This is a genomic window from Pseudomonas sp. TAE6080 (genome assembly GCF_018732265.1).
Classification (GTDB): Bacteria; Pseudomonadota; Gammaproteobacteria; order Pseudomonadales; family Pseudomonadaceae; genus Aquipseudomonas; species Aquipseudomonas brenneri.
Map to the genome: position 1 here is coordinate 181,053 of NZ_JAHIDY010000002.1, position 24,093 is coordinate 205,145.

General features: G+C 62.4%; 19 protein-coding genes. All 19 read left to right on the forward strand.

All coding sequences use genetic code 11. The annotated features are described in order from the left end of the window. Position 1 precedes the first annotated feature (1 nt). Complete coding sequence (locus KL786_RS03245; RefSeq protein ID WP_029289969.1) at positions 2-541, forward strand: cupin domain-containing protein; 540 nt, start codon at positions 2-4, stop codon at positions 539-541. A gap of 4 nt (positions 542-545) precedes the next feature. After that, the gene (locus KL786_RS03250; protein WP_215516714.1) at positions 546-1,424 is read left to right on the forward strand and encodes an alpha/beta fold hydrolase; all 879 of its coding nucleotides are present in this window, start codon (positions 546-548) and stop codon (positions 1,422-1,424) included. After that, complete coding sequence (locus KL786_RS03255) at positions 1,421-2,254, forward strand: IclR family transcriptional regulator (RefSeq protein ID WP_215516715.1); 834 nt, start codon at positions 1,421-1,423, stop codon at positions 2,252-2,254. Before KL786_RS03250 ends, KL786_RS03255 begins: the two co-directional genes overlap by 4 nt. 1 nt (position 2,255) lies before the next feature. Further along, positions 2,256-3,053: an SDR family oxidoreductase gene (locus KL786_RS03260; RefSeq protein WP_215516716.1), complete on the forward strand. Its 798-nt coding sequence runs from the start codon at positions 2,256-2,258 to the stop codon at positions 3,051-3,053. Next, positions 3,046-4,728, forward strand: a complete 1,683-nt coding sequence (locus tag KL786_RS03265; protein ID WP_215516717.1) for a thiamine pyrophosphate-binding protein — start codon at positions 3,046-3,048, stop codon at positions 4,726-4,728. Before KL786_RS03260 ends, KL786_RS03265 begins: the two co-directional genes overlap by 8 nt. 10 nt (positions 4,729-4,738) lie before the next feature. Continuing rightward, positions 4,739-5,542, forward strand: a complete 804-nt coding sequence (locus KL786_RS03270) for an aspartate dehydrogenase (RefSeq protein WP_215516718.1) — start codon at positions 4,739-4,741, stop codon at positions 5,540-5,542. Positions 5,543-5,552: 10 nt separating this feature from the next. Next, a complete protein-coding gene (locus tag KL786_RS03275; RefSeq protein ID WP_215516719.1) occupies positions 5,553-7,049 on the forward strand; it encodes an aldehyde dehydrogenase in 1,497 nt (498 codons plus the stop codon). Continuing rightward, on the forward strand, positions 7,046-8,011 hold the full coding sequence (locus tag KL786_RS03280) for a VOC family protein (RefSeq protein WP_215516720.1): 966 nt from the start codon (positions 7,046-7,048) through the stop codon (positions 8,009-8,011). The genes KL786_RS03275 and KL786_RS03280 overlap by 4 nt, the downstream gene beginning before the upstream one ends. A gap of 13 nt (positions 8,012-8,024) precedes the next feature. After that, positions 8,025-9,167: an FAD-dependent monooxygenase gene (locus KL786_RS03285; RefSeq protein WP_215516721.1), complete on the forward strand. Its 1,143-nt coding sequence runs from the start codon at positions 8,025-8,027 to the stop codon at positions 9,165-9,167. Between the two features lie 62 nt (positions 9,168-9,229). Then, a complete protein-coding gene (locus KL786_RS03290) occupies positions 9,230-9,457 on the forward strand; it encodes a recombinase-like helix-turn-helix domain-containing protein (RefSeq protein WP_154842352.1) in 228 nt (75 codons plus the stop codon). A 20-nt stretch (positions 9,458-9,477) separates the two neighbouring features. Then, positions 9,478-10,512 carry a Rieske 2Fe-2S domain-containing protein gene (locus tag KL786_RS03295; RefSeq protein ID WP_215516722.1) on the forward strand — a complete coding sequence of 345 codons (1,035 nt, stop codon included), beginning with the start codon at positions 9,478-9,480 and terminating at the stop codon, positions 10,510-10,512. After that, positions 10,509-11,468: a PDR/VanB family oxidoreductase gene (locus tag KL786_RS03300; protein WP_215516723.1), complete on the forward strand. Its 960-nt coding sequence runs from the start codon at positions 10,509-10,511 to the stop codon at positions 11,466-11,468. The genes KL786_RS03295 and KL786_RS03300 overlap by 4 nt, the downstream gene beginning before the upstream one ends. Before the next feature lie 460 nt (positions 11,469-11,928). Then, positions 11,929-13,155, forward strand: a complete 1,227-nt coding sequence (locus KL786_RS03305) for a hypothetical protein (RefSeq protein WP_215516724.1) — start codon at positions 11,929-11,931, stop codon at positions 13,153-13,155. 377 nt (positions 13,156-13,532) lie between these two features. After that, positions 13,533-14,978 (forward strand): alanine/glycine:cation symporter family protein, encoded by a 1,446-nt coding sequence (locus KL786_RS03310; protein WP_032856722.1) that lies wholly within the window; start codon positions 13,533-13,535, stop codon positions 14,976-14,978. A 76-nt stretch (positions 14,979-15,054) separates the two neighbouring features. Further along, on the forward strand, positions 15,055-16,032 hold the full coding sequence (locus tag KL786_RS03315) for an asparaginase (RefSeq protein WP_215516725.1): 978 nt from the start codon (positions 15,055-15,057) through the stop codon (positions 16,030-16,032). A gap of 50 nt (positions 16,033-16,082) precedes the next feature. Next, on the forward strand, positions 16,083-17,075 hold the full coding sequence (locus tag KL786_RS03320) for an AraC family transcriptional regulator (RefSeq protein ID WP_215516726.1): 993 nt from the start codon (positions 16,083-16,085) through the stop codon (positions 17,073-17,075). A 165-nt stretch (positions 17,076-17,240) separates the two neighbouring features. Then, the gene (locus tag KL786_RS03325; protein WP_215516727.1) at positions 17,241-18,275 is read left to right on the forward strand and encodes a histone deacetylase family protein; all 1,035 of its coding nucleotides are present in this window, start codon (positions 17,241-17,243) and stop codon (positions 18,273-18,275) included. Beyond that, positions 18,272-19,363, forward strand: coding sequence for a polyamine ABC transporter substrate-binding protein (locus KL786_RS03330; RefSeq protein ID WP_032856715.1), 1,092 nt, complete (start codon positions 18,272-18,274; stop codon positions 19,361-19,363). Before KL786_RS03325 ends, KL786_RS03330 begins: the two co-directional genes overlap by 4 nt. A gap of 116 nt (positions 19,364-19,479) precedes the next feature. Then, on the forward strand, positions 19,480-24,093 hold the full coding sequence (locus KL786_RS03335) for a dermonecrotic toxin domain-containing protein (RefSeq protein ID WP_215516728.1): 4,614 nt from the start codon (positions 19,480-19,482) through the stop codon (positions 24,091-24,093).

Below are 24,093 nucleotides of genomic sequence, written 5' to 3' on the forward strand. Positions count from 1 at the left end.
CATGACTGATCTATCTGCCCAAAACGACACCCCCAAAAGCTGGGACCGCCCTGCCGGCGCCAGCCTGGAAAGCTGGATGAGCACCCGTATCGCCCGCTACGAGACGCGCAAGTACGACTGGGACGCGCTGAAGTTCCAGGCCGACTACGACCCCAAGTTCCGCCGCGCGCAAATGCGCTACATCGGCACCGGCGGTACCGGCATCAGCACCGACATGAACACCATCCCGTCGGAGCACTTCACCTTTTCCACCATGGTCATCCCGGCCGGCCACGAGGGCCCGCCACACCTGCACATTGACGTAGAAGAAGTGTTCTTCGTGCTGCGCGGCAAACTCAAAGTGGTGCTGGAAAAGGACGGTGAACGCTTCGAAACCATCCTCACCGACCGCGACGTGATTTCCGTGCCGCCTGGCGTGTACCGCGAAGAGATCAATATCGGCGACGAAGACGCGCTGATGTGCGTGATGCTCGGCGCGAAAAAGCCGATCACCCCGACCTATCCGCCAGAGCACCCTCTGGCCTCGATCAAGCGCGGGTAAGCCCATGTTGCCAGGACTCACTCAAGCCGCGCCGACGGCCCATCTGCAAGCCCAACTGCAGCGCGACTTCCCCCAGCGCCTGGTCGCCGCCGCAGGTGGCCAGCAGGCCCTGCGTGAATGCGGCACGGGGCCTGTGGTGGTGTTGCTGCACGGCATCGGCTCGGGCGCGGCGTCCTGGCTGCAGGTGGCACAGCATCTGGCGGCCCAGGCTCGGGTCATTGCCTGGGATGCGCCGGGTTATGGCGACTCCAGCCCCCTGGAGTCGCAAGTACCCAAGGCCGAGCAATACGCTGCCCGCCTGGCGCAGATGCTCGATGCGCTGCAGGTGGATGAGTGCGTACTGGTCGGCCATTCCCTGGGGGCGCTGACCGCCCTGGCATTGGCCCGCAGTGCCCAGGCCAAACGCGTGAGCCGCCTGGTGCTGATCAGCCCCGCTCGCGGCTATGGCGCGCCCGAACGTAGCCAGCAGCGCCAGCAGGTCCGCCAACAGCGCCTGGATAACCTGCAACGCCTGGGCATCGCCGGCCTGGCCGCACAACGCAGTGCGCACATGCTGTCGCCGCGCGCCCAACCCGAAGCACTGGCCTGGGTCCACTGGAACATGGCGCGCCTGAACCCGCTGGGTTATCGCCAGGCCATCGAGTTGTTGTGCGGCGACGACCTGCTGCGCCACGGCCAACCGACGATGCCCTGCGAGGTGCATTGCGGCGAAGCCGACGCCGTCACCACGCCCGACACCTGCCTGGGCGTGGCCAAGGCCCTGGGCGCCAGCTTCAACCTGATCGCCGACGCAGGCCATGCCAGCCCTATCGAACAACCACTGGTGGTTGCCGGTCGCCTGGCCTACGCCCTCAAACAATCCCTGACAGGTAGAACCTTATGAATGACTCAGATCTGCTGAAGGATGCCCAGGACAAATACATCGTGCCGGGCCTGGAGCGCGGCTTGCTGCTGCTCTGCGAATTCAGCCGGCGCAACCGTACCCTGACCGCGCCGGAACTGGCGCGCCGCCTGGCGCTGCCGCGCTCGACCATCTTCCGCCTGCTGACCACCCTGGAAACCATGGGCTTCGTCACCCGCAGCGGCAACGAATACCGCCTCGGCATGTCGGTGTTGCGCCTGGGCTTCGAGTACCTCGCGTCGCTGGAGCTGACTGAGCTCGGCCAGCCGCTGCTGGCACGGTTGTGCGACCGGGTGAACTACCCCAGCAACCTGGTGGTGCGCGACGGACGTTCCATCGTGTACGTAGCCAAGGTCTCGCCACCTTCGGTGTTCTCCAACGCGGTCAACGTCGGCACTCGTTTGCCGGCCCATGCCACGGTATTGGGGCGCATCCTCCTGGAGGACCTGTCGCTGGCCGAACTGCGCGAGTTGTATCCCGAAGAGCACCTGGAGCAGCACTCCCACTGCACGCCAAAGACCGTGATGGAGCTGTTCGACCTGGTCCAGGCCGACCGCCAACGCGGCTTTGTCAGCGGCGAAGGTTTTTTTGAGTCGGCGATCTCCACGGTGGCCGCGCCGGTACGCGACCAGAGTGGCGGCATCGTTGCCGCACTCGGCGTGACCATCCCCACCACGCAGATCGGCCACGTCAATTTTGAAGAGCTGCTGAACCAAGTGCGGCGCAGCGCCGACGAGCTTTCACGCCTGCTCAACTACAACGGTGGCGCCCATGGCGGGCTACCCCGCGTCACTGCCTTGATGAGAGATTGAGATGAGCCTTTATTCATTGCAGGGCCGCACCGCAATCGTCACCGGAGGTTCATCAGGCATTGGCCTGGCGTGCGTCGAACTGCTGCTGGAAGCCGGCGCAGCCGTCGCGTTCTGCGGCCGCGATGCAGAGCGCCTGCGCCGCGCCGAAAACGACCTGCGCCAGCGTTTCCCGCAAGGCCGGCTGCTGGCCCAGGCGTGCGATGTCCTTGATGCCGAATCGGTCAGCGCCTTTGCCAGCGCCAGCCTGGCGGCACTGGGCAATGCCAGCGTGCTGATCAACAACGCCGGGCAAGGCCGGGTCTCGACCTTTGCCGACACCACCGACAGCGCCTGGACCGAAGAGCTGCACCTGAAGTTTTTCTCGGTGATCAACCCGGTGCGCGCCTTCAAGCCGCAGCTGCAAAACCAGGCCGACGCCGCCATCGTCTGCGTCAACTCGCTGCTGGCCAGCCAGCCGGAACCGCACATGGTCGCCACCTCGGCCGCCCGCGCCGGGGTCAAGAACCTGGTGCGCTCGATGGCCACCGAATTCGCCCCCCAGGGCATCCGCGTCAACGGCATCCTGATTGGCCTGGTGGAATCCGGGCAATGGCGCCGCCGCTTCGAAGCGCGTGAAGAACGCGACCTCGACTGGGCGCAATGGACCGCCCGCCTGGCCCAACAAAAACAAATCCCCCTGGGGCGCCTGGGCCTGCCGCTTGAAGCGGCCCGCGCGATCCTGTTTCTGGCCTCGCCTCTGTCGGCTTACACCACAGGCAGCCATATCGATGTATCCGGAGGCCTGTCCCGCCATGCGTAATGAAAACACTGTCACCGTGGGCGCTGCCATCACCGCCTTCCTCGAACAATGCGACGTCAAGGCCGTGTTTGGCGTGATCTCGATCCACAACATGCCGATCCTCGATGCCTTTGCCGTGCGCGGCAATATCCGTTTTGTCATGGCCCGGGGTGAAGCCGGCGCCGCCAACATGGCCGACGCCTATGCCCGGACCACTGGTGGCCTGGGCGTGTGCCTGACCTCCACCGGCACCGCCGCCGGCAATGCCGCTGGCGCCATGGTGGAAGCGCAGACCGCCGGCACCCCGTTGCTGCATATCACCGGGCAGATCGAGACGCCGTACCTGGACCAGGAGCTCGCGTACATCCACGAAGCCCGCGACCAGTTGAACATGCTCAAGGCGGTGTCCAAGGCCGCTTTCCGCGTGCGCAGCGTCGAAACCGCCCTCAGCACCCTGAAGCTCGCAGTGCAGACCGCCCTCACCGCGCCCACCGGCCCGGTCAGCGTCGAGATCCCGATCGACATCCAGTCGACCTTTATCCCGATGCCCACCGACCTGTCGCCGCTGCCGATCCCGGTGGCCGTGCCGCCGCCGGAAGCCCTCGACCTGGTGGCCGAGCGCCTGGCCAACGCCAAGCGCCCGATGCTCTGGCTCGGTGGCGGCGCGCGGCATGCCGGCGCGCAGGTCAAGCGCCTGCTGGCGATGGGTGTGGGGGTGATCACTTCGACCCAGGGCCGTGGCGTGGTCAATGAGGACGACGAGCGTTGCCTGGGCGCCTTTTCGCAGAACAAGCGGGTCGAGCAGTTCCTGCAAACCTGCGATGCGCTGCTGATCGCCGGCTCGCGCCTGCGCAGCAACGAGACCTTCAAGTACGCGCTGAAATTGCCGCAGAACACCCTGCGCATCGACGCCAACCCGGCCATCGAAGGCCGCAGCTATGCCAGCGAGCTGTTTATCTGCGGCGACGCGGCCCTGGCCCTGGACGGTTTGGCTGATCGTCTGGAAGGTCGCCTGCACACCGACCCGGACTTCCTCGACGAACTCAAGGCCGTGCGTGAGCAATCGCGCAGCCAACTGGTCGCCGACCTGGGCCCGTACTCGGCGATGGTCGAGCAATTGCAGGCCGTCACCGGGCGCAACTTCTCGTGGGTGCGCGACGTGACCCTGTCCAACAGCATCTGGGGCAACCGCCTGCTTAACCTGTACCACCCGCGCGCCGGGGTTCACGCCCTCGGTGGCGGCATCGGCCAGGGTTTGGCGATGGGTATCGGTGCGGCAATCGCGGCAGCCGAAACTGCGCCCGAGCGCAAGGTGTTTGCCTTGGCCGGCGACGGCGGGTTCATCCTCAACCTCGGTGAGCTGGCGACCCTGGTCCAGGAGCGCGCCAACCTGGTGATCCTGCTGATGAACGACCAGCGCTACGGGGTGATCCGCAATATCCAGGACGCGGTCTACGGCAGCCGCCATTGCTACGTCGACCTGCACACCCCGGACTACACCAAGCTCGCCGACTCCATGGGCCTGCGCCATGGCCTGGTCACCGACCTCAAGGATTTCGGCCGCGTGGTCGACAGTGCCTTGAGCCAACCCGGCCCGTTCCTGCTGGAAGTGGACATGCTCAGCGTGGGCAACTTCGCCACCCAGTTCGCCGGCCCGCCCAACAGCGAAACCAAAGCCCAGAAGGCCACCGCCTGAGGATCGTCGCATGTTGCATATCACCATGATCGGCTGCGGCGCCATTGGCGTCGGCGTACTGGAGCTGCTGGAGAACGATCCGCAGCTGTGCGTGGATTACGTCATCGCCTCCGAGGGCTCCGAAGCCCTGGTGCGCCAGCGCCTGGCCAGTTTCAAAAAGCCGCCGCAGGTGCTCACGGCATTGCCCGCCGATACGCGTCCGGATTTGCTGGTGGAGTGCGCCGGCCATCGGGCCATCGAAGAGCATGTGCTGCCGGCCCTGGAGCGCGGCATTGCCTGCCTGATTGTCTCGGTCGGCGCCTTGTCCGAAGTGGGCCTGGTCGAGCGCCTGGAAGCAGCGGCCGAACGCGGCAAGACCCGCATCGAGTTGCTGCCCGGCGCGATTGGCGGCATTGATGCGTTGTCGGCGGCCAAGGTCGGCGGGCTGGATTCGGTCAACTACACCGGGCGCAAGCCAGCCCGCGCCTGGAAGAACACTCCCGGCGAGCAGGCTTGCGACCTGGACAGCATCCGCGAAGCCACGGTGATCTTCCAGGGCAGCGCCCGCGAAGCGGCGCGGCTGTACCCGAAAAACGCCAACGTCGCCGCCACCCTGTCCCTGGCCGGGCTGGGCCTGGATCGCACCCATGTGACGTTGATCGCCGACCCCCACAGCGACGAAAACGTCCACCACTTCGAAGCCCGTGGCGCCTTTGGTCGTTTCGAGTTGAGCCTGCGCGGCAAGCCGCTTTTGGCCAACCCCAAGACCTCGGCGCTGACCGTATACAGCGTGGTCCGAGCCTTGGGCAACCACGCCCATGCCATCTCAATCTAGGAGCCCGTCGATGACCCTCGAACAGACTTTACCGATCTGCATCGCCGGCCACTGGCGCCAGGGCCGTGGCGAGCGCTACGCCAGCCACTACCCGGCCACCGGCGAACCCGTAGCCTGGCTCAATGCCGCCGATCTGCAAGATGTGGAAGACGCCATCCAGGGCGCGCACCAGGCGTTCCTGCACAGCGGCTGGGCCCAGCGCAAACCCCATGAGCGGGCCGGCGTGCTGTACCGCATCGCCGAGCTGATCCGCCTGCACAGCGAAGAGCTGGCGCAGCTGCAACGCCAGGACAACGGCAAACCGATCAATGAAACCCGTGCACTGGTAGCCAGCGCTGCGGGCACCTTCCAGTTCTTTGCCGCCGCTTGCGAAACCCTGGAAGAAACCATCACCCCGTCGCGCGGTGATTTCGTCAGCATGAGCGTGTATGAGCCAATGGGCGTGGTCGCCGCGATCACCCCATGGAACTCGCCGATTGCCAGCGAGGCGCAAAAGGTCGCGCCAGCCCTGGCGGCAGGCAATGCGGTGGTGATCAAGCCAGCAGAAATCACCCCGTTGCTGGCCCTGCGCCTGGCGCGTCTGTGCGAAGAAGCCGGCTTGCCCAAGGGCCTGATCAGCGTGCTGCCGGGCAAGGGTTCGTTGCTCGGTGATGCGCTGACCCGCCACCCGCTGGTCAAGCGCGTGTCGTTCACCGGCGGCACCCGCACCGGCAAGCACATCGCCCATATCGCTGCCGACAAGATGATGCCGGTGTCCCTGGAACTGGGCGGCAAGTCGCCGACCATCGTCCTGGATGACGCCGACCTCGACCACGCGGTGGCCGGTGTGCTGTACGGCATTTTCAGCTCCTCGGGCGAGGCGTGTATTGCCGGTTCGCGGCTGTTTGTTGCGCGCGCCCTGTACGAACCCTTTATGCAGCGCCTGGTGGCCGCCGCCGCCAACCTGCGCATGGGCGACCCGGCCGACGAAAACACGCAGATGGGCCCGCTGATCAGTGCCGGCCATCGTGAGTCGGTGGAACGTTACGTCGCCCTCGGCCTGGCCGAAGGTGGGCGCCTGCGCCTGGGCGGGCAGCGCCCAAGTGGCGGCGTGTATGACCAGGGTTACTTCTACCCGCCGACCATCCTCGAAGGCCTGCACAACCAACAACAGGTGTGCCAGGAAGAAATCTTCGGCCCAGTGCTGGTGGCCATGCCGTTCGACGACGAAGCACAGTTGCTGGAGCAGGCCAACGACAGCCTGTACGCCCTCGCGGCGGGGATCTGGAGCCGTGACTACAAGCGCGCCTGGGCCCTGGGCCGGCGTTTGCAGGCCGGTACGGTGTGGATCAACACCTACAAGCAGTTCTCGATTTCCACGCCGTTTGGCGGCTGGCGCGACAGTGGCCTGGGCCGTGAAAAAGGGCGCCTGGGGATCCTGCAATACATGGAACAGAAGAGCCTCTACTGGGGCATGAACGAACAACCACTGGCCTGGGCCGGCGTGCCACACGAGGTAGCGCAATGAGCGTTTTAGGTATTGATGAAGTCACCTACGGCGTCGAGGACCTCGACACCTGCGTGCGGTTTTTCAGCGACTGGGGCTTGAAGCAGGTCAGCACCCAGGCGGACGAAGTGATCTTCGAAACGCTTAACGGTTGCCGCGTGGTATTGGCCGACCTGAACAAACCGGGCCTGCCGCCCGCCATCGAAGCCGGCTCCACCGTGCGTGAAGTGGTGTGGGGTGTGGCCGACGCAGCGGACCTTGCGCTGTATGCCGAACGCATCGCCAACGATCCGGGTTTTGTCGAAGGCAACGGGCGCATCGGCTGCACCGACCCCAATGGCTTGGCGATCCGCCTGCAAGTGACGCGCAAGCGTGAGCTTAAGATCGAGTGCAGCGGCCACAACACCTGGCAGACCAAGGGCAGGATCAACAAGGCCGCGCCGATCTATGAACGCGCCACGCCGATTGAAGTCGGCCACGTGGTGTTTTTCGTCAAGGATGTGAACGCCTGCGAAGCCTTCTACCACGAGCGTTTCGGCTTCCAGGCCTCGGACCGCTACCCGGATCGCGGCGCGTTCTTGCGCACCGCCGAAGAAGGCGGCCATCACGATCTGTTCATGCTGCAACTGCCGGCGCCACGGGCCGGGCTGAACCATGTGGCCTTTACCGTACGTGACGTACACGAGGTGTTCGGCGGTGGCATGCATGTGTCGCGCAGCGGCTGGCCGACCGAGATCGGGCCGGGGCGCCACCCGGTGTCTTCGGCGTTCTTCTGGTACTTCAAGAACCCCGCCGGCGCGCTGGTGGAGTACTACGCCGACGAGGACCAACTGACCGGCGAATGGCAGCCGCGCACCTTTGAGCCGGGCCCCACGGTGTTCGCCGAATGGGCGATTGCCGGCGGCATCGACGGCAATACCCGACGCCAGCAACACGTCGAGGCGCCGCAAGGCAAGTTCCTCACCGACAAACCCAAATCCTGAGCAGGAGTCGCCCATGCCTTCCCTGAATATTGCTATCGCCGGTGCCGGTATCGGCGGCCTGACCGCTGCCATCGCCCTGCACCGCGCCGGTCACCAGGTCACCGTGTTCGAACAGTCCAAGGCCTTTTTGCGGGTCGGTGCCGATATCAACCTCACCCCCAACGCGGTACGGGCACTGGATGGCCTGGGCATTGGCGCCGCCGTGCGCATCCCGGCTGCGCGGCCGACCCACCGCATCAGCCGGATGTGGGACAGCGGCGAAGAGACTTCGCGCCTGGAAATGTCCGACGCCGCCGAGCAGAAATACGGCGCGCCGCAACTGACCATTCACCGCGCCGACCTGCTGGCGGCCCTGGCCGAGGTGTTCCCGCTGGAACAGGTGCAGTTCGCCAAGCGCGCCGAACGGGTCGAACAGACTGACGACGGCATCCACCTGCATTTCAAGGATGGCAGCCAGCACCGCTGCGATGTGCTGATCGGCGCCGATGGCATTCATTCGGTAGTGCGCAACGCGCTGTTCGGCGAAGAGCATCCGCGCTTTACCGGGGTGGTGGCGTACCGCGCCGTAGTGCCAGCCGAGTTGGTGGCCCATGTGCCGAACATCCAGGCCTTCACCAAGTGGTGGGGGCCTAACCCGCAGAGCCAGATCGTCACGTTCCCGCTGAACCAGGGCAAGGACATCTTTATCTTCGCCACCACCGCCCAGGACAGCTGGCACGAAGAGTCGTGGACCAGTGCCGGCGATGCCGATGAGCTGCGCAGCCATTACCAGGCCTTCCACCCGGACGCCCGCGCGCTGCTCGATGCGTGTACTGATGTGCTCAAGACCGCGCTGTATGAACGCGATCCACTGCCGTTCTGGTCCAAGGGCGCCATCACCCTGCTGGGCGATGCCTGCCACCCGATGATGCCGTTCATGGCCCAGGGCGCCGGCCAGGCCATCGAAGACGCGGTGGTCCTCGGCCGCTACCTGCAAGACCTCACCAGCCCGACCCAGGTCGCGCAGGCATTGCAGGCTTATCAGCAGGCACGCCTGGAACGCACCAGCCAGATCCAGATCGGCTCGCGGGGCAACCAGTGGCTCAAGGACGGCGGCAATGCCGACTGGGTCTACGGCTACGACGCCTGGACCGTCTCGACAAACAACGCAGCCTGAACACGACTTTAGCCCGGTGCGCGAAACGACCCGCGCCCGGGCACCCAATAGAGGGCAATACGATGAGCACGACCGAACCCTACCTGGAGCCCCATCAGGCGCGCAAACGGCCCAACACCCAGTTTGAAGAGTTGCTGGGCGACTCCATCGAGCGCGCCTTTGGCAACGGCGTGACCGAACTGCCGGACCTGCTCGCGCACCTGAACCTGGCCGGCCCGCCCTGCCCGCTGACCAGCGGCGAGTGGACGGCAGATGCCTACGAAACCTTGATGGCCCGGCTGGGCGAATGACCCGGCAGAAGGAATAAAAAATGAATATGCAACTGACCGTCGACCCTGTTGAACAGCATCTGGCCAAGGGCCTGAAAGACCTCTGGTTCCCGGTATTGCCGTCGGACCTATTGGGCGAAAAACCACTGTCGATCAGGCGCCTGGGCTACAAGATCGCCCTGTGGCGCGACAACGATGGCAGCGTTCACGCCCTGGAAGACCATTGCCCCCATCGCGGCGCGCCGTTGTCCCAGGGGCCGGTGCTGGGGGATCGTTTACAGTGCCCTTACCACGGTGTCGAAGTGCGCTGCGACGGCACGGTCACTAAGGTGCCGGGCAGTCCCGGCTGCAAACTGGAAGGCAGCCGGCCGACACGTATGTTCCACACCCGCGAAGCCGCTGGCGCGATTTTCCTGTTCAACGCCACCGACCCGCATCTGGCCACGGCCCCGGAGCTGGTCCTGCCCGAGCAACTGACCTCCCCCCAGTGGAGCAGCTTCGTTTGCTACACCGAGTGGAAAGGCGATTACCGCTACGTGATCGACAACGTCATGGACCCGATGCACGGCACCTACCTGCACAAGATGTCGCACTCGATGAGTGAAGGTGAGGCCACCGCCAAATTTGTCACCCGCGACACCGACACCGGATTCTTCTTCGAGAAGGAAGGCCAACGCGGGGTGAACTTCGACTGGACCGAGTTCATGGACAACGGCTGCCATTGGCTGCGCCTGGAAATCCCTTACCCGAAAACCGGTGGCCCTGGCGGCAACTTCACCATTATCGGCAGCTATACCCCCAGCAGTCGTTCGCTGTCGGCGGCGTTCCACTGGCGCTGCCGTCCGCTGACCGGCTGGCAGCGCGACACCTGGCGGTTCTTGTACAAGAACCGTCTGGAGGCACGGCATTGGGCGGTGCTGGAGCAAGACCGGGTGCTGCTGGAGTTCATGGAGCCGGACGCCAATCAGCGCGAGAACCTCTATCAACACGATTTGGGTGTGGTGCGGTTGCGGCGCTACCTGAAGAACGCCGCCAAGGCCCAGCTCGAATTGATCGACGCGAAGCAACTGCCATGAACAAGATCGCGCTCCTCAACGCCCGCGTCCACACCTTGCGCTATGAAGCCGAAGGCATCATCAGCGTTGAGTTGCGCCCGCTGGGCGATACCGTGTTCCCGCCGTTCGAGGCCGGCTCGCACATCGACCTGCATTTGGCCAACGGCCTGGTGCGCAGTTACTCGCTGCTCAACGCCCCCAGCGACCAGGGGCGTTATACCGTGGGGATCCTGCGCGACCGCAACAGCCGGGGCGGCTCGGAATATGTGCACAGCCAGTTACGGGTTGGCATGCCGTTGTCGATCTCGGCGCCACGCAATAACTTCGCGCTGGACCTGAGCGCCAGCCACAGTGTGCTGGTGGCCGGTGGCATCGGTATTACGCCGATCTACTGCATGTTTCGCCAACTGCTGGCCCTGGGAAAATCCGCCGAGCTGATCTACTGCGCGCGCTCGCGCCAGGAAGCGGCGTTGGTGGAAGCCTTGAACGGCCTGGATGCGCGGGTGGTGTACCACTTCAACGACGAGAAAGGCGTGCCGCCAGACCTCGCCGCCTACCTGGCCGGCCAGCCCGCGGACACGCACTTCTATTGCTGCGGGCCGACACCGATGCTGGATGCCTTCGAGGGCACTTGTGAACGCTTGGGTTATCCCCACGCCCATATCGAACGGTTTACCGCCGCCGAACTGCCGCCCAGCGAAGACGCCCAGAACCGCTACAGCGTGGAGTTGAAAAAGTCCGGCAAAACCCTGGCGGTGGAACCCGGCTTGAGCTTGCTGGATGTGCTGCTCCAAGCGGGTTGCGAGATCGATCACAGCTGCCGCGAAGGGGTGTGTGGTTCCTGTGAAACACGGGTGGTGGAAGGCGAGATCGACCACCGCGACGGCGTGCTGACCAAGGCCGAACGGGCGGCGAATAAATCGATGATGGTGTGTGTTTCCGGCTGCAAGAGCCAACGCCTGGTGCTCGACCTCTAACCTCCCCACCCTCTGTAGGAGCGAGCTTGCTCGCGAAGAACGTTAACGATAACGCGGTTTATCCTGAGTAACCGCGTTGCCCTCAAGTTCTTCGCGAGCAAGCTCGCTCCTACAGGATTATCCGTAAAACAAACTAGTGCCCGGTTCATTGGCAACGTGCAATAAAGACGCACCTATCACGGGCAACTTTGTTACCGCACTTGCGGGTTGTTTCATGGGTTATACAAACAGCCTTGTTTCCCATATAAACAATTGTTTTTAATAATATTTTTATAAAAAACAAACTAACAAGCCGCCTGGCACACTTCCTGCTCTACTCCTGTGCATTCACTGATTAAACGGCGTTTCGCCGATAAAACAATAAGAACCAACACTTAAACCCGGTAAGACCCGCTCCCTCCTTAGTTGCCTTTAAAGGCAAGCGGACGAGTGTTGCCGATCACCCGGTAGAGAGGTCTCTATGAAGCGCGTCTTGTGTGCAGGATTGATGTTTGCCAGTTTCAGCAGTTTCGCCGCCGAACCCATTCCTTCCGAGCCGGTGCGGGCCAACGCCGCCAACAAGCCTTTCCCGCATATTTCCTGGCGCAGCGATAGCGGCGACAGCAGCCTGGATATCGGCGGCGCGTTGCGTACCAACTATCGTGACGAGCATTGGGATACCACCGAGAACAATGGTCGCTTCCTCTTCGACACCTTCCGCCTGGATGTGCAGGCCACCTACAAGAACCTCTATAGCGATCTCGGCTACTGGTTCCAGGACGACGGCAAGCGCTCCATTGACCGTGGGTTCGTCGGCTATCGGCTCAATGCCAATTCCAACCTGCAATTGGGGGCGCCGTTCAAGCCTTTTGGCCTGGAGCCGTACCCGCAATTCGGCTGGAGTTACCACCTGCCGTTTTTCATGGGCTATGCCTCAAGTGCCGGCACCGGCCTCAAGTACAGCTACAAGGACCAGGATTGGGACGTGCAACTGGGTTTCTTCCCGCGCATGTTGCCCAGCGACATTCGCTACTCGCCTGAAGTCGGGCGTTACGCCGACCTGAAAGACAATGCGATTGCCTTCACCCAGTCGCGCCAGGACAACGAGAAACGCAACCAGATCAACGCGCGGGTGGCACGCACCTTCAACAGCGATGGCTGGAAGACCGAGATCGGTGCCTCGCTGGTCACCGCCCAGCTGTACAACGCCACCACCAAGGATGACGGCGACTACTGGGCCGCTGGCGTACACGCCATCATCAACAAGGGGCTGTGGACGGTCACCAGCCAGGCCATCCGCTACGAATACGATCCCGAAAACCCCACGGGCGTCAGCAAGGATTCGGTGCTGATGGGCGGCAACGGCCTGACACCGGCGTACCTGATCGCGTCCAAGGCCAGTCTGGCCTCGGTCAACCTCGGTTATGACGTCTACACACCGTCGCTGGGGCAGTTGAAGAAGGTCAAGTTGTACACCGACTACAGTCGGATGATGAAAGACAAGAGCGCCTGGGATGATTCGCAGATGTTCACCGTAGGCGCGCAGTTCCTGGCGATGCCGGTGATGGCCTGGGTCGACTTTACCTGGGCGCGCAACGCCAACCCCTACGGCGGTGCCGAGAATGGCAGCGGCTTCACCAACACCAGCTCGGTGGGCAGCAACGAGTGGTATTACCGCACCAACGTGAATATTGGTTACTACTTCTGATGCCCCCTTGTAGGAGCGAGCTTGCTCGCGAAGATCGCCAACGATGACCCCGGCGTCCTGAAAAAACGCGGTGCCTGGGCGTTTTTCGCGAGCAAGCTCGCGCCTACAAAAGTGAACCGGTTCAGCCCTTTGCCCGCCTACCACTCCTCGCCCAGTTGCGCTGCTTGCAGACGGCTGGCGCGCACATCGGTATAGTGCCGCCCCTCTTCGCATGCACGGCCGTCAACCGCATGCGAACGCCGAACTAATAACAACCCGCGACTTGGAACCGGGACGAACACTCGACCCACCTATCGTGCTGCCTGCGCGATTGTGTGTAACACGATGTGTCGAACCGTCCGGCTTTTGCCTTTACAAAAAACAGCGAGGAATACTCCATGCTAGAAGTCATCAACGACTTCCTCTCAGGAAAAGTGCTGATCGTGCTCATTGTCGGGCTCGGTGGCTACTTCACGATCCGCTCGCGTTTCGTTCAGTTTCGTCACTTCTTTCATATGTTCGCGGTGTTTCGCGACAGCCTGAAAAGCAGCGCCGGCCAACTCAGTTCGTTCCAGGCGCTGATGCTCAGCCTGGCCGGGCGGGTGGGCGCCGGTAACATCGCCGGCGTCGGCATTGCCGTGACCCTCGGCGGCCCCGGTGCCGTGTTCTGGATGTGGGTCACCGCACTGGTGGGCATGTCTTCGAGCTTTATCGAGTGCTCCCTCGGCCAGCTCTACAAGCGCACCGACGCTGAAGGCACCTACCGTGGCGGCCCGGCCTATTACATCCAGCACGGCCTGCAAAAACGCTGGCTGGGCATGGTCATGGCGTTCCTGCTGCTGGTGACCTTCGGCTTTGCCTTCAACGGCCTGCAAGCCCATGCCGTGACCCACTCGCTGAACAACGCTTTTGGCTTCGACACCACCTACACCGGCCTGGCCCTGGCGGTATTGCTGGGCCTGGTGTTCATCGGCGGGATCAAGCGCATTGCCTCGATCGCCGACCTGCTGGTGCCGGTCAAGACCCTGGTCTACATCGCCGTGACGGTCTACGTGATCGTGCTGCAATTTGACCAGGTGCCGGGCATGTTGATGACCATCGTCAAGAGCGCCTTTGGCCTGGACCAAGCCTTCGGCGGCCTGGTGGGCAGCGCAATCATCATGGGCGTGAAGCGCGGCGTGTTCGCCAACGAAGCCGGCCTGGGCAGTGCGCCCAACGTGGCCGCCGTGGCCTCGGTCGAGCACCCGGTCGCCCAGGGTGTGGTGCAAGCGTTCAGCGTGTTCCTCGACACCTTCATCATTTGTACCTGCACCGCGCTGCTGATCCTGCTCTCGGGGTTCTACACCCCAGGTTTTGAAGGCGACGGCATTGCCCTGACCCAGAACTCCCTGGCGGCAGTGGTCGGTGACTGGGGCCGGATGTTTATCTCCGTGGCCCTGGCTTTGTTCGTGTTCACCTCGATCATGTACAACTACTACCTGGGCGAGAGCAACCTGCGCTTTCTGGTCGGCAACAACCGCAAGGTGCTGATTGGTTACCGTGCGCTGGTGCTGGTGCTGATCTTCTGGGGCTCGATCGAGAACCTGGGCACCGTGTTCGCCTTCGCCGACATCACCATGACCATGCTGGCGTTCGTCAACCTGTTCGCCCTGGCGTTCCTGTTCAAGATCGCCATGCGCCTGCTCAAGGACTACGACGACCAGCGTGCCGCCGGGATCAAGACCCCGGTGTTCGACTCCAGCCAGTTCCCCGACCTGGACCTGGACCGCAAGGCCTGGCCGGCCAACCCGGTGCAACCGGACGCAGCCCCATCGGTTGAACTGAACGCTCAAGTGCAACGCTGAGCGTAGATAGATGACACGCCGCCTGGCCTTGGGCATGCTCTGGGCCCGGCGGCGTTTTTCGTTCAGGAGAAAATTCATGTCCCCATCCAACAACGTCATGGTGCTCTACACCGGTGGCACCATCGGCATGCAGGCCAGCGCCAACGGCCTGGCGCCTGCATCGGGTTTCGAGGCGCGCATGCGCGAGCAGCTTGCCAACATGCAAGTGCCCGCGTGGCGCTTCCGGGAGATGGCGCCGCTGATCGACAGCGCCAACATGACCCCCGCTTACTGGCAGCAACTGCGCAGCGCCGTGGTTGAGGCCGTGGATAACGGCGCCGATGCCGTACTGATCCTGCACGGCACCGACACCCTGGCCTACAGTGCGGCGGCCATGTGTTTCCAACTGCTGGGCCTGCCGGCACCGGTGTTGTTCACCGGTTCGATGCTACCCGCCGGTGTGCCGGACAGTGATGCCTGGGAAAACGTCAGCGGCGCGTTGCAAGCGCTGGGTAAAGGCCTGGCACCGGGTGTGCAACTGTATTTCCACGGCGCGCTGATGGCACCGACCCGCTGCGCGAAGGTCCGCAGCTTTGGTCGCCATCCGTTTGCCGCACTGCAGCGCAACGGCGGCGTGGCCAAGGCCCAGGCAATTCCCGCCGCCCTGGATTACCGCCAACCCAAGGCCCTGGCCAATGTCGGTGTGCTGCCGCTGGTGCCGGGCATCACCGCTGGGCAACTGGATGCACTGGTCGACAGCGGTATCCAGGCGCTGGTCCTGGAGTGCTTCGGCAGCGGTACCGGGCCGAGCGATAACCCGGCGTTTCTCGCCAGCCTCCAGCGTGCGCAGGAGCACAACGTAGTGGTGGTGGCAATTACCCAATGCCATGAAGGCGGCGTGGAACTGGATGTGTACGAAGCGGGCAGCCGTTTGCGCGGCGCAGGCGTTCTGTCCGGAGGCGGCATGACCCGCGAAGCGGTGTTCGGCAAATTACAGGCCCTGCTCGGCGCCGGCCTTGCAACCCACGAAGTCCGCCGCCTGGTGGAACTGGACCTGTGCGGCGAACTGAGCTGAGCGGCATATAACTTGCTCCACTTCCAGCCATCCCCTGGCTGGAAGTTCCCATGTTGCACTCCCACCTCACTACCCTCAATGCCGTTTCCCTGGTGCTCAGCACCTTCAAGGCCGAAGGCTGGCCCGCCGAAGCGCTGCTGGCCGGCAGTGGCATCTGTGCGGCGGACTTGAGCCGCGCCGACACACGCATCGCCACGCACCAGGAGATGCAGGTGTGCGCCAATGCCGTGGCCTTGCAGCGCGACATCGGGCTGATCGTGGGACAGCGAATGCACGTATCGGCCTACGGCATGCTCGGCTATGCCCTGCTCACCAGTGCCACTTTCGGTGACGCTTTGCGCCTGGCCCTGCGTTATCCGGCGCTGTTGGGAACACTGTTTGAGCTGAGCCTGGAGGAGGACGGCGAACGTATCTGGTTCACCGCCAGCGATTACCGAGAAAACCCGGCGCTGACCGCCTTCAATGTAGAGCTGTGCCTGGGGTCGTTGAAGGTTATCTGCGACGACCTGCTCGGCCACCCGCTGCCTCTGCTGGGCGCGCGCTTTGAGCATGATGCGCCGGATTATCAGGCACGCTACGCCGAGTGCTTCGACTGCCCGTTGCAGTTCCAGGCCACTGCCAATGCGTTCGCCTTTGACAAACGCTGGCTTGCCCAACCTTTGCCTCTGGCCGATACCGTGACCCACCGGGCCATGGCTGAGCGCTGCCGCAAACAGAACACCGAATTCACCGGGCGCGAGGCCTGGCTGGGACGGGTCCGCCAATTGCTTGCTGCGCAACTGCACGCGGCACCCGGGCTGGATGGCCTGGCCCAGCAGATGAACTGTTCCCCGCGCACCCTGCGCCGGCACCTGCATGACCTGGGCTGCAGTTACCAGGAGTTGCTGGACGAGCTGCGCTTCGAGCAGGCCAAGCAACTGTTGTCGCAAGACCAGTGGCCGATCTACCGGATTGCCGAGGCCCTGGGGTTCAGCGAAACCGCAAGTTTCAGGCATGCCTTCGTGCGCTGGAGCGGAGTGGCGCCTAGTCAATTTCGCCCCTGACCCGCACCGCGCTGATGCCTTCGCGAGCAAGCCCGCTCCCACATGGGGCGAATTTCGGACAGATAATTTGGCCGTATTAATCCCCTTTTGGCCGCTCCTGCCGTTCTCTTAAATCGCGCTCGCCGCAAGACTGCATTCACCGATACAGCCTGCGGAGAACAACAAATGCTGACGATCTACTCAGACGATCACCACCTGCACCACGGCCGTTGCGAACTGATGGACGGGCAATTGATGCCCTGCTTTGAAATGCCCTCGCGCGCCGACCACGTGCTGCAACGGGTCAAGGACCGCGAACTGGGCCCGGTGCAGGCGCCCCAGGATTTCGGCCTGACACCGCTGCAGCGTATCCACAGCCGCGACTACCTGGACTTCTTCAAGGGGGCCTGGGCGCGCTGGACCGAGTTCGGCCAGGACGGCGACCTGTTGCCCTACACCTGGCCCGCACGCACCTTGCGGCGTGTACTGCCCACCAGCCTACATGGCCAATTGGGCTATTACAGCTTCGACGGCGGCGCGCCGATCACCGCCGGCACCTGGCAAGCAGCGTACAGCGCGGCGCAGGTCGCTCTCACAGCCCAGGCAGCCATCCAGCAGGGCGCCCACAGTGCCTTCGCACTCTGCCGCCCACCGGGGCACCACGCCGCCGGCGACTTGATGGGGGGTTATTGCTACCTCAACAACGCCGCTATTGCCGCCCAGGCCTTCCTTGACCAAGGCCATAAAAAGGTCGCGATCCTGGACGTGGATTACCACCACGGTAACGGTACCCAGTCGATTTTCTATGAGCGCAGCGATGTGCTGTTCACCTCGATCCACGGCCACCCGGAAGCGGAGTTTCCATTTTTCCTGGGCTATGCCGACGAATTGGGTGATGGGGCCGGTGAAGGCTTCAACTTCAACTACCCGCTGCCGGCTGGTTCCGGCTGGGAATCCTGGAGCGCAGCACTTGAAGACGCCTGCACGGAGATTGAACGTTACGGCGCCGAGATCATCGTGGTGTCCCTGGGCGTGGACACGTTCAAGGACGACCCTATCTCGCAGTTCAAGCTCGACAGCCCGGATTACCTGGCCATGGGCGCACGTATCGCGCGCTTGGGCAGGCCCACGCTGTTTGTGATGGAGGGCGGTTATGCCGTGGAAGAAATCGGCATCAATGCCGTCAACGTTCTCGAAGGTTTTGAGGGGGCAGCCCAATGAACATGCTCAAGTCGCTTGTGCTCTGCGCCGCCGTGCTGAGCACCACCGCCCACGCACAAGAAAACACCCTGCGGGTTTATAACTGGTTCGACTACATCACCCCCAAGGCGCTGGACGACTTCAAGGCCCGGAACCCGGCGATCAAGCTGATCTACGACATCTTCGACACCAACGAAGCCCTGGAAGCCAAGCTGCTGACTGGCAACTCCGGCTATGACGTGGTGGTGCCGTCCAATGTGTTCCTGGCCAAACAGATCGAAGCCGGTGTGTTCCAGCCCCTGGACCGCAGCCAACTGCCGAACTGGAACCACCTCGACCCCAAGCTGATGAAGCTGATCGAGGCCAACGACCCCGGCAATAAATTTGCCGTGCCCTACATGTACGGCACCATCCTGATCGGCTTCAACCCGGCCAAGGTCAAGGCCGCACTGGGCGACAGCGCACCGGTGGACAGCTGGGACCTGATCTTCAAGGAAGAGAACATCAGCAAGCTCAAGCAGTGCGGTGTCGCCCTTCTCGATTCGCCGTCGGAAATCCTGCCACTGGCCTTGCAACACCTGGGCCTGGACCCCAACAGCAGCAACCCCAAGGACTATGAAAAAGCCGAGGCCCTGCTGCTCAAGATCCGGCCGTACATCACCTATTTTCACTCCTCCAAATACATGGCCGACATCGCCAACGGTGATATCTGCGTGGCCGTCGGCTATTCCGGCAGCTTCTCCCAGGCTGCCAACCGTGCCAAAGAAGCCAAGAACGGGGTGACGGTCGACATGCGCCTGCCCAAGGAAGGTGCGCCGATCTGGTTCGACATGCTTGCGATACCCAAGGGCGCCAAAAACCCGCAAGACGCCTACACCTTTATCAACTACCTGCTGCAACCCCAGGTCATTGCGCCCATCAGCGACTTTGTCGGTTATCCCAACCCCAACAAGGACGCCACCGAACAGGTGGATCCAGCGATCCGCAACAACCCCAACCTGTACCCCAGCGAAGCAGCAATGGCCACGCTCTACACCTTGAAACCCCTGGCCCGCGATGCCGAACGTGCCAGGACCCGCGCCTGGACCAAGATCAAGTCCGGGACATAATCACTCATGGCCGGGGAGAGCACGCCCCGGCCATGATTATTTATCTACCGTCTTTCCCACCCTCCCGGAAACTACCTTGGAGCTCTTAAAGCCTGACACTGGCCAAGGAGCTGCAGATGCCCAACGACTCATCCCTCACCAACAACCACCCTCCCAGTAACTATGAACTGTTGACGCAATTGAGCGTTGGTCCGTCCATTCGGGATGTCGCCGCCAACCTGTTGCGTTCCTCCCTCATTGAGCAATACCCGACACTCACCATCGACCCGGACCTGGCCATGGTTATCACGCCGCACTGGCGCATCGTCGGCGATGTCATTCAGTCGGCGCCCGCCTCCGCGCAATCACTGACCTCAGTCCTGGCCAACCAGGCTTTGTCGCCGAGCCAGGTGATCTATATCGACGGTGAGCATTTCCTGACCCTGGAGCCAGAGGCCCAGCCTGTCGTGCACCTACCGGTGAAGATCGATGCCATCGCACGGTTGATCAATGAGCTATCGGCCCTGATATTCACCGCCTTCCAGGAGCAGCAGCTCGATTACTGGAATGCCTCCAATGGCCTGTCAGGCCCGCGCTGGCAGACGCTCTCCCATTCCCTGCGCAAGGTGTGGAATGTCACCACCCAGGAAGGTTGGGATGAGCACGATTGCGCCATGGCCAGGACATTGTTCCACGCTCCGGAGCTGGACAAGCGCAAGGCCTCTGATACGTACCAGACACACGCTTACCTGATCGACATGGATGGGCATCACAACAACAATGACGTTCACATTGGCCTATCGGACATGGCCGTGTTGATCGGTGTCCACGAGCAGCGTCAGCGAATTCTGGCGTACTCGCTGATCAGCGGTTACGAGAAATTCGAGTCGCTGGATAAACTCGGCGAAGCGTTGCCGGCGAGCCTTACTCAATATCAACCCGACGTGAGTGTGCAATGGCGACTGTACGAACCTACCGGTGATTTCTTCGACAGCCTGGCGTGTAATCTGATCACCCTGCAACTGCAAGCAATCGGCGCTATTGGCTCGTCCGGCCTCGAAGCACCTCCCGCGACGGTCGTCACCGGCCAGGCGGTGGCCCGCATCCTGCCGGTGATTGAAGACTTGAGCGATGACTCGCTGTCGAGTATCCGCCAGATCCATCAACAGCTCCCCAACTGGCTCGCTCACGCCTCAGACCTGGATGTAGCGACCTACAGCCGGTACGTGATCGAGTTGGCCGAACTGCATACGCACAATCATGGGCAGTCTTTCCAGGAGGGTATCCCACCGATCCGCGACTACGCCCGGCAGCAGCTGCAAAACCAGATGCAAACCCACAGAAATGACGCGAACCTGAACCTGGACAAAATCGAGATCAGCATCGAGAGCCCGGTGCTCTGGGGTACCTTTGTGCTACCTGGCACCAGTGACATCACCCGGTGCAACTTGATCGACCTGGCCCTGGAAAACCTCACCGGGTTACCCACCGGCACGGCCAGCGTGCGCTACAACGGCGGCAATGGTCCGACATGGTTGACGTACAACTACCTCAAGGACCTGATTGAAACGCTCGACCTAGGCGAGCACTATCCGAACCTTATCAAGCGCACCTTGCTTGACGACCCTATTGAGTCAAAGAGCCGACAAACCCTCTACACCTCGCACTTGCAGGTGCAACTACCGCTGCTGGCACTGCAGTGGAAAATTCAACGCCTGCATGGCCTTGATGATCGTGGTTACCGCTATATCGCCGCTGCCATGCAGGCGCAAACGCATCAACGGCAGGTCGATGGGCAAGAAATCGTCATCCGCCGCCTGGCGCTTGTCCCCACCTTGCGCCCCGGCCAGGCACAGGATGTGGTGGCCAATATGTTCGTGATCGGCCCCCGCGACCAGACCCAAGGCCCGTGCCTACTGTACCGCCCACTGCTGGAGCCGGTGCTGGTTCAGTTCCCGTCACAGCAAAACCTGCTCTATGCCATCAAGCATCACCGCACCTTGCGCGACTCGGTGCTGGCCTGGTTACCCGAAAACGTGCGCTTTAACTACGAGCAATACGTCTTCCCCGCCGCACTGCCCTCACCATGGACCGTCGTGCGCGGGCTGGTGGAGCCGCAGGTGGTGCTGCAAATGAGCGGTCCCATTGCCTTGAGCAGTGAAGTGGTAGGCAACGACACCCTGGCAACGCTGTTCAAGGACAACGCCAATGCGATGGTTGAACTGGCCACTCGGCAATCGGTATCCAACGTGCAGAAACGCTGGGCAAGCTACCGGCAAGCCGGCTGGATGATTTTCAGCGCAGCCTTGCCATTCATGGGGCGTACGGCCGGGATCGCCGCCTGGATCTGGCAAATCATGGACGACCTGCAAGCATCCACCCAAACCGAGCCTGGGCCAGACGGGCAAGTTTCCTGGACGGCGCAGGTCGACCTGCTGCTCAACCTGGGCATGGCCCTGGTACTGCACGTCGCCCTGCGACATCCGCCGGAGCGAAAGACGATCAAGGTGCAACCGCCGACACCTGAAACCACACCCGTGACGGATCCTGAAGCCGTACCGTTACCGGCCCGCAAAGTCCCCGTGACACAACAACCCAACCTGCCCGATGCCGATCTGCCGGCTCACCATCAAGGGCCCCTGTATACCAGCGGCCCGCTCAATCGCTCACCCGAAAACCTGGGAGCGACACTGGACCGCTTCAACGTTGCCAAACCCGAAGGGCTGGGGGAGCCGATCAAGGAAGCCGGGGCTCACCTGCATCTCTATTCACTTGCCGATAAATGGTATGCCCCCGTCGGAATACGCTGGTTCGAGGTCATGGTGGATGAAAACGACAGTGTCGTGATCGTCGACCCAAAACGCCCCTCCCACAACGGCCCTTTACTGGTGAGTAACCTGGCCGGTCAATGGTTTGTCGATACCCGCCTGCGCCTGCGTGGCGCCGGGTTCCGGAACCGCCGGCACGCTGCCCGAGGCAAGGCACCCTCCCGGATCAACGACCTCAGGGAGAAACTCAGCCAATTCAAAGCCGAAGAAGAACGCGGGCAAGCCGAAGTCTCACAGGCTCACGCGGCGATAGACCCGACTCCCGGGCCGTCCACCGACCTCCAGCGCCAGACATTCCTCGATAAGGTGGACAGCCGCCTGGCCGAATATGACGTACCCATTCGCCAACTGCGATCGCTGAACATCATCGACTCGGTGCCCAACTACCAGAGCAGCATGATCGATTACTTGAACAAACAACTGCTGCTGACACGCTCTGCTATCTCAGAACGTCTACCTGCCTTTCGTGACAAGTTGTTGGTGGCGGTGGAAGACATAGAAGCCGTTACCGGCCTGAACTTTAAACAGCGCAGCGAAATCGCCCAGACAATGGCTAAGTTGAACCTGGATATGATCAACCGCATGGAGTACGCGCAATCACGCTATCGCGAGTTGGAGGGCCTAGGCATAGAGGGTGCAAAAGTCATCCAGACCACCATGAAAGCCTTGCCCGAATTCAAGCTTCACGACCTCAAGGCGCTGCAACTCACCCTCAGCCGCTACCTGTGTATTGGCGAAGGCAGTGGGGAGGCCTTCACCAATGCCCACGCCCAACTCAATGACATCATCGATATCGCCGATCTCAACGTACAAACGTGGATCGAGACACTGGTCGAAACCAGCGTCAGTGACCTGCACGAGCACATTGAAGTGTTGAACAGCCTGGTCGAGCAATTTGCAATAGTCGACCAGCGTCTGCTGGACCTACACGCCGAACACCCGGAGCAGGTGCAGCGAGAGCCGCTGGAAAGCCTCCGCCAACAAGTCGAACAATTCAACCAGCAGGCGGTTCAGGAACTGGTGGGGCTGCTCAAGGAAAGAAAAGCCCAGGAGCCCAAGCCCGGCCCATCAAAAACACCGCAGACGCCCAAGCGCAAAGTCATCAAGACGCGCTTCAACGGAGTTGTCGTGGGTGAGCCCCGTGCAGCCGAACGTAGCCTGGTGGACGTCAAGGCACCCATGACGGGCAAGGTCATCGCAACCTTTCACGAAAAAAGCCCAGGGGTCTGGGTCGAGCGGGAGAGCCCCTCTTCAGCATCCCTTGTGCCCCAGCCCATCGACCTGAATCTGAGTATCAATACCGGGCAGAGCCTGTTGGACGGAGAACCCGCCGCCACCCTGCGAACCTTGAGCCACTCGAAGAAAGCCGGACGCAGCCCGGTGGAAATCGAAGAAATGTTTCATCAGTACGCTGCACGGCTCGAACGCGCGGCGAACACCATCGAAGAAGCTCTGACTCAACTCAACCTCACCGAAAGCGACCGCCCTCCCGCCGCCACCCTCAACCGCAAACTCAACGACGTGGCTACGCGGCTCTACAAGCTGGGAACAAGCACCCGCATCGAGATGATCACACAGCAACCACCGACGGCAGCACGGGTGGAATGGCTGTATAGCCAAGGGCTGGTGAAAATCGCCAAAGTGCTCACCCGCCGACGGCTCAAGGGCCCCGGGAAAAACTACCTCGACGAATACGAGGTGCGTGATCATCAGACTCACGCGGTGCTTTGGTATGCGCACTTTCACTATGAGTCGCCGCAAGCAGAACTCGAACACTACACCGCCGGCCACCTCAAGACCCGCAACCAACAGAAACTCGGCGGCGCCATCCACCGCACAGGCTTGAGTGCCCGCGACCAGATCGCAATCTATCGTAGTGAAATCAGTCCACAGTTGGCCCGCTCCCTGTTCTTCCAGAGCTGA

Bases quoted from the DNA above. Each gene is read 5' to 3' on its own strand.
- KL786_RS03245 (WP_029289969.1), top strand. From the start codon at position 2: ATGACTGATCTATCTGCCCAAAACGACACCCCCAAAAGCTGGGACCGC.
- KL786_RS03250 (WP_215516714.1), top strand. From the start codon at position 546: ATGTTGCCAGGACTCACTCAAGCCGCGCCGACGGCCCATCTGCAAGCC.
- KL786_RS03255 (WP_215516715.1), top strand. From the start codon at position 1,421: ATGAATGACTCAGATCTGCTGAAGGATGCCCAGGACAAATACATCGTG.
- KL786_RS03260 (WP_215516716.1), top strand. From the start codon at position 2,256: ATGAGCCTTTATTCATTGCAGGGCCGCACCGCAATCGTCACCGGAGGT.
- KL786_RS03265 (WP_215516717.1), top strand. From the start codon at position 3,046: ATGCGTAATGAAAACACTGTCACCGTGGGCGCTGCCATCACCGCCTTC.
- KL786_RS03270 (WP_215516718.1), top strand. From the start codon at position 4,739: ATGTTGCATATCACCATGATCGGCTGCGGCGCCATTGGCGTCGGCGTA.
- KL786_RS03275 (WP_215516719.1), top strand. From the start codon at position 5,553: ATGACCCTCGAACAGACTTTACCGATCTGCATCGCCGGCCACTGGCGC.
- KL786_RS03280 (WP_215516720.1), top strand. From the start codon at position 7,046: ATGAGCGTTTTAGGTATTGATGAAGTCACCTACGGCGTCGAGGACCTC.
- KL786_RS03285 (WP_215516721.1), top strand. From the start codon at position 8,025: ATGCCTTCCCTGAATATTGCTATCGCCGGTGCCGGTATCGGCGGCCTG.
- KL786_RS03290 (WP_154842352.1), top strand. From the start codon at position 9,230: ATGAGCACGACCGAACCCTACCTGGAGCCCCATCAGGCGCGCAAACGG.
- KL786_RS03295 (WP_215516722.1), top strand. From the start codon at position 9,478: ATGAATATGCAACTGACCGTCGACCCTGTTGAACAGCATCTGGCCAAG.
- KL786_RS03300 (WP_215516723.1), top strand. From the start codon at position 10,509: ATGAACAAGATCGCGCTCCTCAACGCCCGCGTCCACACCTTGCGCTAT.
- KL786_RS03305 (WP_215516724.1), top strand. From the start codon at position 11,929: ATGAAGCGCGTCTTGTGTGCAGGATTGATGTTTGCCAGTTTCAGCAGT.
- KL786_RS03310 (WP_032856722.1), top strand. From the start codon at position 13,533: ATGCTAGAAGTCATCAACGACTTCCTCTCAGGAAAAGTGCTGATCGTG.
- KL786_RS03315 (WP_215516725.1), top strand. From the start codon at position 15,055: ATGTCCCCATCCAACAACGTCATGGTGCTCTACACCGGTGGCACCATC.
- KL786_RS03320 (WP_215516726.1), top strand. From the start codon at position 16,083: ATGTTGCACTCCCACCTCACTACCCTCAATGCCGTTTCCCTGGTGCTC.
- KL786_RS03325 (WP_215516727.1), top strand. From the start codon at position 17,241: ATGCTGACGATCTACTCAGACGATCACCACCTGCACCACGGCCGTTGC.
- KL786_RS03330 (WP_032856715.1), top strand. From the start codon at position 18,272: ATGAACATGCTCAAGTCGCTTGTGCTCTGCGCCGCCGTGCTGAGCACC.
- KL786_RS03335 (WP_215516728.1), top strand. From the start codon at position 19,480: ATGCCCAACGACTCATCCCTCACCAACAACCACCCTCCCAGTAACTAT.